The organism is Pseudoalteromonas sp. NH0006-46, assembly GCF_057547735.1.
This window is the reverse complement of sequence record NZ_BAAJML010000004.1, coordinates 266,333-280,959: the sequence shown is the minus strand read 5'-3', so window position 1 is coordinate 280,959 and position 14,627 is coordinate 266,333. Positions and strand designations below refer to the sequence as shown.

The following is a 14,627-nucleotide window of genomic DNA, read 5'->3' as shown; positions in this document are numbered from 1 at the left end:
ACTATGTATAAAACGTTTTTTGTATCATTTTTATTGTGTGCGCTTCTGATTGGCTGTACTGATAAGAGTGATAGTTTTAGTTCTTTTGATGAGGCACGAAGCGCCTTAAAGTCTTTAAATACTGCGTTGGTACTAGAAGAGGGAACAAATAATAAAAAATTTACAGATGAAAATATCGTTTATTCGAACGAATATCTTGATAAACGTCATGCTATTTATCAGCAATTGATGACAATGAAGTTAACACCTAATCAAATTACTCAAGTTAATTATTTGGTTATTGCAGAGCGGTTTCCTGAGCGGTTTTTTCCTTGGCCAGCCCAAGTAAATGTTTTAAATAATATGAGCTTATTTAAACACTCCGCTAGCACTGTTGAGCAGACTATAAAGTGGCTTAAATTTACCCAAGCTAAGTTAGAAATTGCTAAGCAAAGTAATTTAAAACTAAATAAGTTAGAGTATGCTTTACTACAGGAATATGTAGCGCAAGCTATTGAAAACAAGGCTACACAAGGGGCAATTAAAAGCCACATCAGGGCCTTTTCTAACTATTTGGCCAACTATAAGCCTCGAGGAAGTGTTGGTTTAAGAGGGCTTTCTAATGGTTCAGAGTGGTATCAGAGTAAACTCAATTATTATGGTAGTGCAGTTAATTCACCTTTAGAGTGGGTTGTTATTATTAACGAAAAACTTAAAGTTCTGGAAAGTGCAGTTATTAATGCCAAATTTGCACAAAATCATATTAAATCGTTTGTTGTGCAGTATTTATCTGAAGAGCCATTGATTAATGGACTTGACTGGCAAGCACATTACTTAGATTTGCCCGCTATGGCTAGCAAAGCAAAATTGTCTAATAAGGATAAGTTGCTCATGCTTGCAATGATGGAAACAGATATAGGTATTCATTACCACGCATGGACGATTGCTCAGGCTAAAGTTAATTTATCAAAGCGTCTTAAAGTGCCAGAACAGACCGCGCAATACTTAGTTGAAGATATTATTCTTTATCCAGGTCAATCGTTTAGTTTTTGTGGACAGGTTTGTCATTAATCTAGGATTTTTTATCTGCCGAGACTTTTGGTAAGGCAAAGCCTTGGGTAAAGATACCTATCATTTAATAGGTAGTTACGCAGCCTATATTTTAAACATGGGTTGCTTCTTTTTTTTAGCCCGTCCTAGGGCAGCTTATTATTAGTTGCCTTAAGTTCAATTCGTTAAGTGGCATGAGTAGGGTACAGAGGTTTTACTTTGCCTATAGGCCAATAAATTTCGTACCCCGTTTAAACAAATTTTAACCTCAAAAGCTCAACAGGCACCCACTAAAGAGGGTTATAGCTTATGACTTTCAAAAATTAGTTCGATGTCCTTTTAATGTCGCACGTTGTGCAACGTTGTGTTGCTGGGTCTTCTTGAAGCAACGCCGTTGCTATTTTTTCTTCACAATCACAACAGTAGCCGTACTGACCTATGTCAATTTGACTCACTGCGGCCTCTAACATCGTCATACGGTTAATTAAGTTAGCATACTCAGGACCGAGCTTCTTTGCAGCAAGGTCTAACCATTCATTATTTGCTGTATGTCTTAATGTTGTGATTAAACCTTGGTGGGCAGGATGAGACGATTTAGAAAGCATAACAAGTATGTTTGATTTAACTTGTGTTAGTTCATCATATAAGCGCTTTTGGTGGTTCATTATCAGCATAACCCTTTTACATTAACGGCTCGTTATACTGTTATTATCTAATTGCTTTTAATTAACTGTCATGATTTGAATCAAGTTGTGGTGCTTTTGCATATTTTTTTAAAACTGCAGATACGTCTTCTTTGGTTTTTAACCTACGAATTTCATCAAACAATGTTATTGCCTGTGGGTATTGACGCTTTAAATAACCTAGCCATTGTTTAGTTCTAGATGCAAAATATTTTTCATCTTTAGCTGGATCATGATGAATAGCTGAGTGTATTAAGTGATAGAGAACATGCTCCCACTCTAAACCCTCATAGTGCTCATTGTTGACATGCGCTTTTATTTTTTTTGCTAAATCAGGGTGAGATAGTGCGCCCCTGCCAAGCATTAAGTCACTGCAACCGCTTCTTTTTTGGCATAGCATTGCGTCTTCAACTTGCCATATTTCACCATTTGCAACAACAGCAATATTTTTTCCTTTTATTATAGGCGGTATCTTTTCCCAATATGCTGGCGGGTTGTATCCATCGCGTTTTGTTCTGGCATGAATCGCAACGCTATTAGCACCAGCACTTACAACCGCATCAATAATTTCTTGGCTGTTACTGTCGTCATCAAATCCTAAACGTATCTTTGCACTCACTTCATGTTTTGAATCTACCGCATCTCTAACGGCTTTAATTATGGTATACATATGCTCGGGATCTTTAAGCAAAACGGCACCACCGCGGCTGCGGTTAACTGTTTTCGCAGGACATCCAAAATTAAGGTCAACACCATGAGAACCCAAATCAATCGCCCTGACTGCGTTTTCAGCTAATGGATTCGCCTCTTGGCCAAGCAATTGTATACGCACCGGGGTGCCTGCTCGGGTATAGCCATTATTATTTAGTTCTGGGCAGTATCGATAAAATACTTTTTCAGGTAAGCGTGCTTGAACCACTCTTACAAATTCGGTCACGCATAAATCAAACCCACCGAGGTCAGTTAACAATTGGCGCATTTTAAAATCTACAACACCTTCCATAGGCGCTAAAACAAGTTTCATAAAACGATTATATTATTAAAAACAAGGTAGCTAGTTTAACTGTAAATTGTATATTGATAAATCTGTAATTGTTACTCATAGTTAAAGTGAGAACGCAGGGGCAAATTTTTTCGATTAAATAAAATAAAAATGAAAGTTTTTATTTCTTCACAGGTCTACTTAAGCATATATGCAATTTAAAACGATATTTACATTGCGATGATTTACACATTGAGTATAGAGAGCAAATATAATGAATACAGTAAAAAATAATACAATCGCATTAACGTTAGGTGCAGTAGTCGTGGGTTCTGCGAGTTTTGTATCTGCCGATGTACAAGCAAACCCGTTTGAATTTCAGCAACTTGTTTCAGGTTATCAATTAGATGCAGCTGAAGGTAAGTGCGGCGAAGGTAAATGTGGCGGCGACGCAAAAGGTAAAAAAGAAGGCAAGTGTGGCGAAGGTAAATGTGGCGGCGACGCAAAAGGTAAAAAAGAAGGCAAGTGCGGCGAAGGTAAATGTGGCGGCGACGCAAAAGGTAAAAAAGAAGGCAAGTGCGGCGAAGGTAAATGTGGCGGTGACGCAAAAGGTAAAAAAGAAGGCAAGTGCGGCGAAGGTAAATGTGGTGGCGATGCAAAAGGTAAAAAAGAAGGTAAGTGCGGCGAAGGCAAATGTGGCGGCGACGCAAAAGGTAAAAAAGAAGGCAAGTGCGGCGAAGGTAAATGTGGTGGCCGTTAATTTCTTAATTTAATTAAGTTATGCTAAAGGGCCAATGGCCCTTTTTTGTTAATAGTAGAGGCAGTTATGACACAAATGCACAGTTCGGAATTTGGAATGGTTGGCCTAGGTTTGCGCCGTGAAATGCTAGATGAGTTATTAGAACACGTTCCAAAGCAAATTGATTTTCTGGAAGTTGCACCTGAAAACTGGCTAAAACTGGGCGGCCGATTTAAAAAGCAGTTTAAAACATTAACCGATGCTAATAATTTTGTGTGTCATGGCTTGTCTTTGTCAATTGGTTCGCCAGAGCCGCTTGATATTGAGTTTATTAAATCGTTAAAAGTTTTTTTTGATCAGCACAATATTAAAATGTTTAGTGAGCATTTGAGTTATTGTTCTGGACAAGGCCATATGTATGACCTAATGCCTATTCCTTTTACCGAAGAGGCAATTGCGCACGTTGTGCCCCGAATTAAGCAAGTACAAGACATGCTTGAACGACCTATTGCGATGGAAAATGTATCTTATTACGGTGCGCCAGGCCAAGAGTTAACTGAACTTGAATTTACTAATGAAATTTTAGAGCAAGCAGATTGCAAATTGTTGCTTGATGTAAATAATATATATGTTAACTCGATAAATCATGGTTATGACGCAAATACTTTTTTAGCCGGCTTACCTACAAAGCGAATAGCTTACGGGCATGTCGCGGGGCATTATAATGAGGCTGATGACTTAATTGTCGATACCCATGGTGCTGATGTGATTGATCCCGTATGGGAGCTGCTCGATAAAGCGTATAGCGTTCATGGTGTATTTGCGACTCTCCTCGAGCGTGACTTTAATATTCCTTCAATGCATGTATTAACTAAAGAGCTTGATATTATTTATCAATTACAACAAAAGCATTTGAATTACGGGCGTTCAAAACAACATGCTTAAAGCGAATTTTAATTAAGCAGTGGGTATTCAGCTATGAGCTTTACAGATGTACAAAATGAATTTATGGCGCACATTCGTGAGCCAAAAAAAAATAAAAAGCCAACTGATATTGAAGATAGACGTATGGCTATATATCGCGACCTGTTCTTTAATAATATTGAAGGATTCATTTCTTCTGGATATCCGGTCTTAAAAACCCTCTACAGTGACAAACAGTGGAAAAAGCTGGTCAGGCAGTTTTTCAGTGAATATGATTGTCAATCACCCTATTTTTTAGATATTGCAGGGGAGTTTATTCATTACTTATCCGGTAATTATAAAATGAAAAACTATGATCCTGCCTTTATGTTAGAGCTTGCGCATTATGAATGGATAGAGCTTGACGTCTCAATAGCAAACGAAGACCCTAACGAGAAAAAACTACAACAAACAGCTTTAACTAAAAGTCCATTATTTTTATCAAGTTTAGCGAGAAATTTGAGTTACCAATTTCCAGTGCAAACTATTAGCGCTCAAGTCCGGCCAAAAGCGCCATCGGTTGTACCTAACTATTTTGTTGTTTATAGAGATGAAGAAGACGAAGTACAATTTTTAGCTACCAATGCAATGACGGCTTTATTACTCTCTATCATTGAAAGCGTTGAAGGCATTACATTTGATAACCTGTGCCAAAAGGTCATTAATCAGGCACCTCAGTTTAACGAAGAGCAAATAACACAAGGGGCACTTGTAACAATCAATGCGCTGATTGAACGTGGTGTAATCGTGACAAAAAATCAAGATTAAGGCCTTTATTGATGTTTTTACATCGTCTATTATGGCAGCCTTATTTATCGTGCTTAATAAAAGGTTGTACCATGTCAGATGATAAAGACTTTAAAGATCCGTTTAACGCTACTTACTTTATTGCTTTTCTAGCGGTATTTGCAGGTATTGGTTGTTTAAATGCAATTTTAGGTTGGATCACTAGCTTAACCTAAAACGTATTTATAGCTTAGGGCTGTTGTCAGCATCAGCCTTAATGCTTTGCTCCTCTATCCTCTATAATCCTTCAATTTTTTGTTAAAGTCACAGCAAACTCGCAATTAAAGTTCACTTAAGGTTATAATCACCTGCTTTGTAATATCAACCATTGAGCAGTAAAACTTATGACTCAAGTAACACCAGCAATTATTAAAAACAGCATTACTACAATTGCTGATTATCCAAAAGCGGGCATTATGTTTCGCGATGTAACTACATTAATGGCAAATCCTGAAGCGTTTAAAGCCACTATTGATGCGTTCATAACCGAATATAAAGACCAAGGTTTTACAAAAATTATTGGCACAGAATCTCGTGGCTTTATTTTTGGAGCGCCTTTATCCTATGCTTTAGGTATTCCTTTTATTCCTGTGCGTAAGCCTGGCAAATTACCGCGTGAAGTTATTCGCCAAGATTACCTGTTAGAATACGGTGAAGACACGCTAGAACTTCATGTTGATGCAATTGTACCCGGTGACAAAGTGCTTCTTGTTGATGATCTTTTAGCAACAGGCGGAACAATTGAAGCGACCGCTAAACTAGTTAATAAACTAGGTGGTGAAGCGACTGATGCTGCATTTGTTGTATCACTACCTGAATTAGGTGGCGAACAACGCATTGAGAAAATGGGTATCAAAATCTTAAAGTTGGTTGAATTCGAAGGCGAATAATCGATGAGTTATCAGGTTCTAGCGAGAAAATGGCGTCCACAAACCTTTCATGAATTGGTTGGGCAGTCTCATGTTAAACAAGCGCTTGTAAACGCGCTTACACAAAATAGACTGCATCACGCGTATTTATTCACTGGAACCCGAGGTGTTGGTAAAACAACTATTGCGCGTATTTTTGCAAAAAGCTTAAATTGCGACGAAGGTATTTCGGCATCTCCTTGTGGGCAATGTAGCAGCTGTACAGATATTGAAGCAGGGCGCTACATTGACTTACTAGAAATTGATGCTGCCTCTCGTACTAAAGTAGAAGATACGCGTGAAATACTTGATAATGTTCAATACGCACCTACGCGCGGGCGTTACAAAGTATACCTAATAGATGAAGTTCACATGCTTTCAAAGCATAGTTTTAATGCACTTTTAAAAACGCTCGAAGAACCGCCAGAGCATGTGAAGTTTTTACTTGCAACAACCGATCCCCAAAAGTTACCCGTCACTATTTTATCGCGATGTCTACAGTTTAATTTAAACGCTTTGTCGCAAAGTGAAATTAAAACACAGCTCCAACACGTATTAACGCAAGAGCAACTCAGCTTTGATAACGATGCACTTAGCATTATTGCCAAAGCTGCTGATGGCAGTATGCGCGATGCACTTAGCTTAACCGATCAAGCTATAGCACAAACGAATGGTGATATTAATAACCAAGCGGTTCAAGCAATGCTTGGTTTAATGGATACACACTACAGCCAAAGTTTATTAGCGGCATTGCTGAGCCAAGATGGCGCTGCGATGATGAGCGAAATAGCCAATGTGGCGAGCAAAAATCCAAATTATATAGCGTTACTTGATGATTTAATTTCATTAACGCATTTAATTCAGCTTACCCAATTAGTGCCTCAAGCCGCTGGGCTTGATGAAACCAATGCTGATTACATAAAACACGTCGCAGAGCACACCAGTGCAAAGCAAGTTCAGGTTTATTACCAGTTACTGTTAAATGGTAAAAAAGATTTACAATGGGCCCCTGAGCCACGTTTAGGTTTTGAAATGATTTTACTGAGGTTGCTTGCATTTCAACCTGCAGGAAACGACACTCAGCAGAGCGTGATAAATACGCCTCAATCATCGGTAAGTGATACTGAAAGCCGAGCTAATGCACTGCGTGATATTTTAAGTAAAAAAAAACCTGAAAACAGCAATAACCCTGCTGAACACAGTGACACAAGTAATATTCAGCAATCAGCCGAAAAATCGCTTGTAACTATCGATCAGCAAGCGGAAGTGACACCGAGTGTCATCGACAGGCCTGTTGATTCTGAGCAAGTAGAGCATGTACAGGTTAAAACTGAAAAGGCTCAAACTGAAGCGAGCCAAAACACGCCTAAAGAGCAATTAAGCGACGATCAAGCACAGCGTAACAGCGAAAATGAAGCTTACATGCAGCACAGTGATGTGGAGCAAACATTATCTGCACAATTTGATGACGTAATGAGCAGCGCGCTAGACCAAGGCTTTAATCCTCACATTCACAGTGATCAGCAGGTAAACGAATCACCTCAAAGCGCATCGCAACAGGTTGAATCGCAAAGCGAACAATCATCTACCGATTCATCTTCACTGCATGATAAAGAGTCTCAGGCACAATCAGCCATTGCGCGAATCTTACGTGACAGAAATATATCAGGTTCAGGGCGGTTATCGGGACATAACATAGCCCAGCCGCCAGTTCCCAAAAAACCAGAAATTGACACTAGGGAGCAAAGTAATAGGCCGGTTAGTTCGCCAATTGCACAGCAAAGCGAAGCCACTAATAAAGATAGACAAAGCCATTTTGATAATACAGAACAACAAATCCCTGCGCCTCCAACGGGATCTGCTAACCCACCGCCGTGGGATAACTACAATATAGGCGAGCATGAAAAAAAGCCTGAGCTCCCTGTTAGCGGGAGCCAAGTACAACGCCCAAGTGTAGTCGCTACAAACGCACAGAAAGTTGATTTTAAAGCTAAGCATCAAACAATCACTGAAAATTTAGCGCCTGAATTATTGGAACAAATTAATCCTCAAAGTGTGCCAACTCCAGCTCCGCAAGAGGAAAGTATTCCAGTCCCCGACGATTTTCAAAGTCCTATAAGTGAAATAAAGTTTGCTCATCAGCAAGATGAGTGGGCTTATTTAATAAAACGCATGGGGCTGGGCGGACGAATGCGCCAATTTGCGCTGCATTCAATTTTTACAAAGCAGGGAAGTAATTTACATATAGATGTTGATGAGTCGCAAAAACATCTCGATACTCCCATGCTTCGTCAAAAACTTGATGCCGCACTATCGAGTATTTACGATCACAATGTATCGCTGAGTATAAACTTTGCTCAAGGAGTTATCGATTCGCCTTACTTAATTCAGCAAAAAATAGATGCAGGGCGTCATCAGCAAGCAATTGATGTGATCACTAGCGACGAAAATATAGTACAATTTCAACAACTATTTAGTGCCGAAATTGACGAAAACAGTATTCAGGCATTGTAATTCTATACAATCGCCCTTATCTTCATGACAATTAAAGATTAAAAGAAAGAGAGAAAATTATGTTTAAAGGTGGAATGGGTAACATGATGAAGCAAGCGCAGCAAATGCAAGAGCGCATGCAAAAAGCCCAAGACGAAATTGCAACAATGGAAGTTGTTGGTGAAGCGGGTGCAGGCTTAGTTAAAGTAACTATGCTTGGTAACCACAATGTTCGTCGCGTTGAGCTTGATGAAAGCCTAATGGAAGACGATAAAGACATGATTGAAGACTTACTTGCAGCAGCGTGTAATGATGCTGTGCGCCGTGTGGCTGAAGAAACACAAGAGCGTATGAGCAAAGTAACTGGCGGTATGCAATTACCACCAGGTATGAAAATGCCGTTCTAAATAATAATGCAACTTTCAGATAGTTTAAACCAGCTTATTGAAGCATTACGTTGCCAGCCAGGTATTGGTCCTAAGTCTGCACAACGCATTGCATTTCACTTGCTTGAACGTGATCGTAAAGGCGGTGCGCAATTGGGTAACGCATTAACAAAAGCGATGACAGCCATAGGTCACTGCCAGTCTTGCCGTACCTTTTGTGAGCAACCACAATGTGATATTTGTTTAAGCACAAAACGCCAAGACAGCGGTATTTTGTGTGTCGTTGAGTCTCCTACTGATGTGCTTGCCATAGAGCAAACCGGGCAGTACTTAGGTTTATATTTTGTGCTTATGGGGCATTTATCACCGATTGATGGCATTGGCCCTAAAGAAATAGGCTTGGATGTTTTAGAGCAAAAACTTTCTCAAGGCGGCATCAACGAAGTAATACTAGCAACTAATCCTAGTGTTGAGGGTGAGACCACTGCGCATTATATTGCCCAGCTTTGTCACAAAAACAATGTGGGCGCCTCGCGGATAGCGCACGGTATTCCGGTTGGTGGTGAACTTGACTTAGTTGATGGTAGAACCCTAATGCATGCTTTTAGTGGTCGCCGCGTGGTCACGCAAGACTAGCTCGCCTAAGCAACTGTTTGAAATAATATTTAAAAGCCTACGTAATTAATTTATGTAGGCTTTTTGGTTTTTAAGGTAAGCTGGTTGAAATAGTATGCGGTTATACCAATCCGCAATAATACCTAATCAAGTTGCGGGGCTAAACGTGTCGCTACCGGCGTTAAAGAATTCTCATTTAGAACAACTAAATAGCGATTTTTTACCTCGCTATCAACACGTTTTTCCAGCCTAAAAATAGATCACTTAATTAAGCGAATTGGTATTACTTTTACGGTTAAGTAATTAAAGCTTTACTTAAAAAAAGTATACTTAGGCTTAAGGTTAAAAAGTAAGGATCACGATGAAGACACATTCAAAAAATCAAAGCGGTTTACTCAATAGTAAACGGTTTTTACCTCTGTTTATTACTCAGTTTTTCTCTGCCGTTAACGACAATGTATATAAACAATCGGTCCTTATTTTATTAGTTTTTCAAGCCGCCACGCTTGCCGATGGCGCGCTCTATTCTAACATTGCTGCCGGGCTATTTATTTTACCGTTTTTTATATTTTCGGGTATGGCAGGGCAGCTTGCTGAAAAAACAGAGAAATCAAAATTAATCAGGTGTGTAAAACTGTGCGAAATACCGATTATGGTTGTGGGTGCACTATCAATTTATACCCAGTCCATATGGCTTATGCTCACAACCATATTTTTTATGGGGTTTCAAAGTACGTTCTTTGGCCCCTTAAAATACTCTATTTTACCTCAGCACGTTGGACCAGAGGAGTTAACAAAAGCGAATGGCTTAGTTGAATCGGGCACCTTTGTTGCTATTTTACTAGGGACAATTTTTGGCACTTATTACATTACGCAAAACGTAGGCCCTGCAATTATTAGTATTGCTGTACTTGTGCTCGCTGTAATGGGGTATGTAAGTAGCCGCTTTATTCCTATGAGTGCAGCCAATGAACCTAATTTAGCGTTTACTTACAATATATATGCTTCTACAAAAAATGTGTTTTCAGCCCTTAATTCACAAACAGAGTCTGTGGGTAAATCAGTATTAGGAATAAGCTGGTTTTGGCTAATTGGCGCCATAGTGTTAACCACATTGCCAAACTATGTTAAGCACGTTATGGGTGGGAATGAATTGGTGGTTACGAGTGCGCTGGTAGTGTTTTCGTTAAGTATCGCTGTAGGTTCTTTATTATGTGAAAAGCTGTCGCGTTCGCGAATAGAATTAGGCATTGTGCCTTTCGGCGCCATTTTAATTACTCTATTTTTATACTTACTTAGCCAAGAGCCCGACATTATAAGTTATGGCATTCAAAGCGATGAATTATTAACTTTAAAACAAGTATTAAATACCGGCGATATGCGCTGGCACTTTGTTTGGATGGCAGGCATTGGAATAGCATCAGGCTTTTACACTGTTCCCTTATATGCATTGATACAGCAAAGAACAGAAGAGGCCTGTCGGTCTCGGGTTATTGCAGCTAATAATGTACTTAACGCGCTGTTTATGGTGTGCAGTGCCATTTTAAGTATTGTGACATTGTCTATTTTACAGTGGAGTATTTCGGAGCTACTGCTTTTACTTGCAGGGTTGAACTTACTGATTTCAGTGTATATTTATACCAAAGTACCTGAGTTTTTCCTGCGTTTTATTATCTATATTTTAGCTATTTGCATGTATCGCGTGAAAACCAGAGGCGAAATAAATATACCAGAGGAAGGTGCAGCGGTTATTGTTGCAAACCATGTCAGTTTTGTTGATTGGATGTTTATTTTAGCAGCGTCACCAAGACCAATTCGTTTTATGGTTTTTGCGCCCATTTATTATTCTCCTGCGTTGCACTGGTTATTTAAAATGGCTAAAGCAATACCTATTGATAGCGAAAAAGCAAACCCTGAAGCTTTTAAAAAGGCGTTTGACGATGTTGCAGAGGCACTTGAACGCGGCGAGCTTGTGGGTATTTTTCCAGAGGGTAAACTAACCGATGATGGCGGCATTGATATGTTTAGAAGAGGCATAGAGCGAATAATTGAGCGAACACCTGTTGCTGTTGTGCCTGTGCATTTAGGTGGGTTATGGGGCAGTATGTTTAGCCGTAAAACTAAGTGGCAATTACCCCGCTTGAAGTGGTCGTTAGTATCGGTGTCAGTTGGCGAGCCTGTTTCAGCAAATAAAGTAACAGCTGATAACCTGCGCGAACGTGTACTTGATTTAAAACAACTTCATTCTAAAAATAACGATTAATAGGCATGAATAGTAGCCAATCAACCCTTATTATCGACAATTTTATAGCGCCAAAATGTATAGATACGTTTAGTATTTTGTATCAAGATGACGATATTTTAGTTATTAATAAGCCCAGTGGGTTGCTGAGTTTATCAGGGAAAAATTCAGAAAACTGGGATTCAGTACATTATCGCTTAGTGAATGGGCAAAAAGGCGTAACGCCAGCCTTTTTAAACGCTAAATTAGTACATAGGTTAGACTTTGGTACCTCGGGAATAATGCTTGTAAGTCTTAACGATTTGGCGTCAAAGCGCTTAAATAAACAGTTTCAACTACGTAATGTAGAAAAGCATTATGTGGCAATGCTAGAGGGATGTATTAGCGCTGGTGAAGGGCAAATTGATGCCCCTATAGCTAAAGATAAACAATTATTTCCGCGCGTAAAAATTTGCAAATTAGAGGGAAAGCCAGCGGTTACCGAGTTTAAGGTTATAGAGCGCCTTGCTAACCCCAATAGAACGTATGTACATTTTACCCCTATAACTGGGCGTACCCATCAGCTACGCATACATAGTCATTTTATAGGCCACCCTATTTTAGGGTGCGACCTGTATAAGAATGCACAAAGTGAAAAGCTATCAAAACGTCTACAGTTGCATGCAAGCGATCTGTTTTTTGAACATCCCACTACAAATCAAGCAATCCATATACACTGCCCAAGCCCATTTTAGTGTGAATTAACATTACAATTTTATTTTTTAATTTTTTCCCTTGAAGTTCTATTAGCTCCCCCCATATTAAGTGCATAACGCAGACACTTTGCTAATTGGAGATATATAAATGACTGCAGCACAAAAAGAAACATTAGGCTTTCAAACAGAAGTAAAACAATTATTAAACTTAATGATTCATTGCCTCTAGTCATCTACCGCTATTTATTTTTATCCCTCTTTTACCCCCTTTATTTCATCTAAAACAATAACTTAAATGTATAGCTAACACTCCTATCTACGGTTATGCACTGACTTTTAATGCTGTTATTGGTGACTTTTGTGTCCTAACTTGTGTACCATTTTATTTGTGACTCTATTTTTGGTCACATTTGGTACTCAGAGTCGGAGAGTCAATGAACATTACAGCAGCCAAACTAAAGAGCTTGAACGGTAAAGAGTATGCCGGTAAGCCTGAAATAACGGACGGCGATAACCTATCGTTAAGGATCTCACCAAAGGGCAAGATCTCATTTCAAATACGCTATCGAATTAATGGTAAGCAGGTTCGATATAAATTAGGAACCTATCCAGCAATGACACTTGCACAAGCACGTAATGAATGTGCGGCGCAAATGGCACTGGTAAATCAAAACTTAGATCCTCGGAATATGGAGGCCGTCAACGCGGTTGAGTCGGAGGTAATAGAAAATCCTACGATCAGAGATTGCATTGATTATTGGTATATAAATTATTGCCTAAAAAAGCGCGATAATCCTGCAGGCATAAAGAGCCGTATGGTGTCATGTATAAATGATACGTGGGGTAATCAATATATTTCACTAATGGATAAAACGCACTTTACCGCGTTTTTTAAGTCGATGGGTGATGTATCTATCGAAAAGGGCAGAGGCAAAGGCTTTGCTTTTAATGCCATTATAGAGATCAGATCTGTGTTTAGGTTTTGCATTCGCCAGGGCTTTATTAGCAACACGCAATTTGAAGCGTTAAGGCCAAGCGATTTTGCAACGGATTATGATTCCCGGGAGCATTATTTAACACTAAAAGAGTGCCAGTTAATTTGGTCCAATTTAGATGAAATAAACATGACGGATAGAAACAAAGTGATACTGCGCTGCGCCATGGTGTTTGGTTGTCGTATAAGTGAGTTATGCAAAGCTAAAAAAGATGATTTTGATTTAGATAACCAACTTTTTACAACTCAAAGAGAAAATACAAAGGGCGCTTTGCATTCTATCGTTCGGCCAATACCAAGCGAGTTAATTGAGGACTTAAAATATATAAAATCGCAATCGCCATCGTATAGCTATATGTTTCCTAACCGTGGCGGCGATCATCCTGCTAGCAGCTCAAGCGTGAGCCAAATATCTAAATCGTGTTATGAAGCGATTGAAGGTGTTGGACCGTTTAGGATGCACGACTTTAGGCGGACTATATCAACGCACTTAACGGATGCGGGATGCCCATTGCAATTCACTGAGAAGTTGCTAGGGCATAAGATGAAAGGCGTATTGGCGATATACAATAAATCGCCAATGCTCGAAGGCTTAACGGAGTGGATTAACCGCTGGGTTCTCATGCTGAAAGGCGGTTAGCTTGATCCCTAAGCGCTTCGCAATGTTGATCAACTACTTGAGCATCCCAGCGCTTAGGCTTTCCAACAATTGTAGCCGGCGGGAATTTACCCTCTTTTTCCCATTCCAAAATAGTATTTGGTCTTACGCCAAATAGTGCGGCTACGTCTTTTGTTGCTAAGTATCTGCTTGTTGGTAAACTCATAAATCACCTCTTTCATAATTTTTCAAACGCGAGCTTTCTTTGCTTGCGATTTCAATGCGTGGTTTCAATAGCGCCTTGTTTGCTTTTCCTATAGTGCTATCAGTTAGATCTAGGCCTTTAAATGCTTTGGTTTTGTTGTGTTCTTCTTTGATTATTTGGTTGCGCTCGAAGTCGCGCATTTCAATTACTTCATCAAAGTGTTTTTCACAGGAAAAAGCGCCGCGATATTCGTAAGCCTCATTTGCTCTTAGCTTTGCATTGCATTTTCGGCATTTGTAATTGCTCATA

Annotated in this window: 16 protein-coding genes; 12 read left to right on the top strand and 4 right to left on the bottom strand. The window is 39.5% G+C overall.

Annotated features, from left to right (window positions below; translation table 11 throughout):
• The first annotated feature begins 3 nt into the window (after positions 1–3).
• The gene (locus AC27I2_RS11025; RefSeq protein WP_487204330.1) at positions 4–1,050 is read left to right on the top strand and encodes a hypothetical protein; all 1,047 of its coding nucleotides are present in this window, start codon (positions 4–6) and stop codon (positions 1,048–1,050) included.
• Between the two features lie 302 nt (positions 1,051–1,352).
• Here the strand turns inward: AC27I2_RS11025 and AC27I2_RS11020 are convergent, their stop codons facing one another.
• Positions 1,353–1,694 carry a TraR/DksA C4-type zinc finger protein gene (locus AC27I2_RS11020; protein ID WP_487204329.1) on the bottom strand — a complete coding sequence of 114 codons (342 nt, stop codon included), beginning with the start codon at positions 1,692–1,694 and terminating at the stop codon, positions 1,353–1,355.
• 61 nt (positions 1,695–1,755) lie between these two features.
• Entirely contained in the window at positions 1,756–2,736 is a 981-nt protein-coding gene (locus tag AC27I2_RS11015) for a tRNA-dihydrouridine synthase (RefSeq protein ID WP_276754394.1), read from the bottom strand.
• A 232-nt stretch (positions 2,737–2,968) separates the two neighbouring features.
• Here AC27I2_RS11015 and AC27I2_RS11010 point away from each other — a divergent pair, with 232 nt between their 5' ends.
• From AC27I2_RS11010 to AC27I2_RS10960, 11 genes are all read left to right on the top strand, one after another.
• Entirely contained in the window at positions 2,969–3,454 is a 486-nt protein-coding gene (locus AC27I2_RS11010) for an HvfA family oxazolone/thioamide-modified RiPP metallophore (RefSeq protein WP_487204328.1), read from the top strand.
• 66 nt (positions 3,455–3,520) lie between these two features.
• Positions 3,521–4,378, top strand: a complete 858-nt coding sequence (locus AC27I2_RS11005; RefSeq protein ID WP_487204327.1) for an HvfB family MNIO-type RiPP peptide maturase — start codon at positions 3,521–3,523, stop codon at positions 4,376–4,378.
• Positions 4,379–4,411: 33 nt separating this feature from the next.
• Complete coding sequence (locus AC27I2_RS11000; RefSeq protein WP_487204326.1) at positions 4,412–5,164, top strand: HvfC family RiPP maturation protein; 753 nt, start codon at positions 4,412–4,414, stop codon at positions 5,162–5,164.
• A gap of 71 nt (positions 5,165–5,235) precedes the next feature.
• Positions 5,236–5,358, top strand: coding sequence for a hypothetical protein (locus AC27I2_RS10995; RefSeq protein WP_008132255.1), 123 nt, complete (start codon positions 5,236–5,238; stop codon positions 5,356–5,358).
• A 168-nt stretch (positions 5,359–5,526) separates the two neighbouring features.
• Complete coding sequence (gene apt, locus AC27I2_RS10990) at positions 5,527–6,072, top strand: adenine phosphoribosyltransferase (RefSeq protein WP_058404298.1); 546 nt, start codon at positions 5,527–5,529, stop codon at positions 6,070–6,072.
• A 3-nt stretch (positions 6,073–6,075) separates the two neighbouring features.
• On the top strand, positions 6,076–8,604 hold the full coding sequence (gene dnaX / locus AC27I2_RS10985; protein ID WP_487204325.1) for a DNA polymerase III subunit gamma/tau: 2,529 nt from the start codon (positions 6,076–6,078) through the stop codon (positions 8,602–8,604).
• Positions 8,605–8,663: 59 nt separating this feature from the next.
• Complete coding sequence (locus AC27I2_RS10980) at positions 8,664–8,990, top strand: YbaB/EbfC family nucleoid-associated protein (protein WP_006792396.1); 327 nt, start codon at positions 8,664–8,666, stop codon at positions 8,988–8,990.
• 6 nt (positions 8,991–8,996) lie between these two features.
• Positions 8,997–9,605 carry a recombination mediator RecR gene (gene recR / locus AC27I2_RS10975; RefSeq protein WP_487204324.1) on the top strand — a complete coding sequence of 203 codons (609 nt, stop codon included), beginning with the start codon at positions 8,997–8,999 and terminating at the stop codon, positions 9,603–9,605.
• 340 nt (positions 9,606–9,945) lie between these two features.
• Positions 9,946–11,847, top strand: coding sequence for an MFS transporter (locus AC27I2_RS10970; protein WP_487204323.1), 1,902 nt, complete (start codon positions 9,946–9,948; stop codon positions 11,845–11,847).
• A gap of 5 nt (positions 11,848–11,852) precedes the next feature.
• Positions 11,853–12,560: an RluA family pseudouridine synthase gene (locus AC27I2_RS10965; RefSeq protein WP_487204322.1), complete on the top strand. Its 708-nt coding sequence runs from the start codon at positions 11,853–11,855 to the stop codon at positions 12,558–12,560.
• A 395-nt stretch (positions 12,561–12,955) separates the two neighbouring features.
• Complete coding sequence (locus AC27I2_RS10960; protein ID WP_273606837.1) at positions 12,956–14,155, top strand: tyrosine-type recombinase/integrase; 1,200 nt, start codon at positions 12,956–12,958, stop codon at positions 14,153–14,155.
• On the opposite strand, the gene AC27I2_RS10955 is transcribed toward AC27I2_RS10960, so the two are convergent.
• Both AC27I2_RS10955 and AC27I2_RS10950 read right to left on the bottom strand, forming a co-directional pair.
• On the bottom strand, positions 14,136–14,339 hold the full coding sequence (locus tag AC27I2_RS10955; RefSeq protein ID WP_138578838.1) for a helix-turn-helix transcriptional regulator: 204 nt from the start codon (positions 14,337–14,339) through the stop codon (positions 14,136–14,138). The genes AC27I2_RS10960 and AC27I2_RS10955 overlap by 20 nt on opposite strands.
• A complete protein-coding gene (locus AC27I2_RS10950) occupies positions 14,336–14,626 on the bottom strand; it encodes a hypothetical protein (protein WP_487204321.1) in 291 nt (96 codons plus the stop codon). Before AC27I2_RS10950 ends, AC27I2_RS10955 begins: the two co-directional genes overlap by 4 nt.
• Between the last annotated feature and the right edge of the window lies 1 nt (position 14,627).

Bases quoted from the DNA above. Each gene is read 5' to 3' on its own strand.
- AC27I2_RS11025 (WP_487204330.1), top strand. From the start codon at position 4: ATGTATAAAACGTTTTTTGTATCATTTTTATTGTGTGCGCTTCTGATT.
- AC27I2_RS11020 (WP_487204329.1), bottom strand. From the start codon at position 1,694: ATGAACCACCAAAAGCGCTTATATGATGAACTAACACAAGTTAAATCA.
- AC27I2_RS11015 (WP_276754394.1), bottom strand. From the start codon at position 2,736: ATGAAACTTGTTTTAGCGCCTATGGAAGGTGTTGTAGATTTTAAAATG.
- AC27I2_RS11010 (WP_487204328.1), top strand. From the start codon at position 2,969: ATGAATACAGTAAAAAATAATACAATCGCATTAACGTTAGGTGCAGTA.
- AC27I2_RS11005 (WP_487204327.1), top strand. From the start codon at position 3,521: ATGACACAAATGCACAGTTCGGAATTTGGAATGGTTGGCCTAGGTTTG.
- AC27I2_RS11000 (WP_487204326.1), top strand. From the start codon at position 4,412: ATGAGCTTTACAGATGTACAAAATGAATTTATGGCGCACATTCGTGAG.
- AC27I2_RS10995 (WP_008132255.1), top strand. From the start codon at position 5,236: ATGTCAGATGATAAAGACTTTAAAGATCCGTTTAACGCTACTTACTTT.
- apt (WP_058404298.1), top strand. From the start codon at position 5,527: ATGACTCAAGTAACACCAGCAATTATTAAAAACAGCATTACTACAATT.
- dnaX (WP_487204325.1), top strand. From the start codon at position 6,076: ATGAGTTATCAGGTTCTAGCGAGAAAATGGCGTCCACAAACCTTTCAT.
- AC27I2_RS10980 (WP_006792396.1), top strand. From the start codon at position 8,664: ATGTTTAAAGGTGGAATGGGTAACATGATGAAGCAAGCGCAGCAAATG.
- recR (WP_487204324.1), top strand. From the start codon at position 8,997: ATGCAACTTTCAGATAGTTTAAACCAGCTTATTGAAGCATTACGTTGC.
- AC27I2_RS10970 (WP_487204323.1), top strand. From the start codon at position 9,946: ATGAAGACACATTCAAAAAATCAAAGCGGTTTACTCAATAGTAAACGG.
- AC27I2_RS10965 (WP_487204322.1), top strand. From the start codon at position 11,853: ATGAATAGTAGCCAATCAACCCTTATTATCGACAATTTTATAGCGCCA.
- AC27I2_RS10960 (WP_273606837.1), top strand. From the start codon at position 12,956: ATGAACATTACAGCAGCCAAACTAAAGAGCTTGAACGGTAAAGAGTAT.
- AC27I2_RS10955 (WP_138578838.1), bottom strand. From the start codon at position 14,339: ATGAGTTTACCAACAAGCAGATACTTAGCAACAAAAGACGTAGCCGCA.
- AC27I2_RS10950 (WP_487204321.1), bottom strand. From the start codon at position 14,626: ATGAGCAATTACAAATGCCGAAAATGCAATGCAAAGCTAAGAGCAAAT.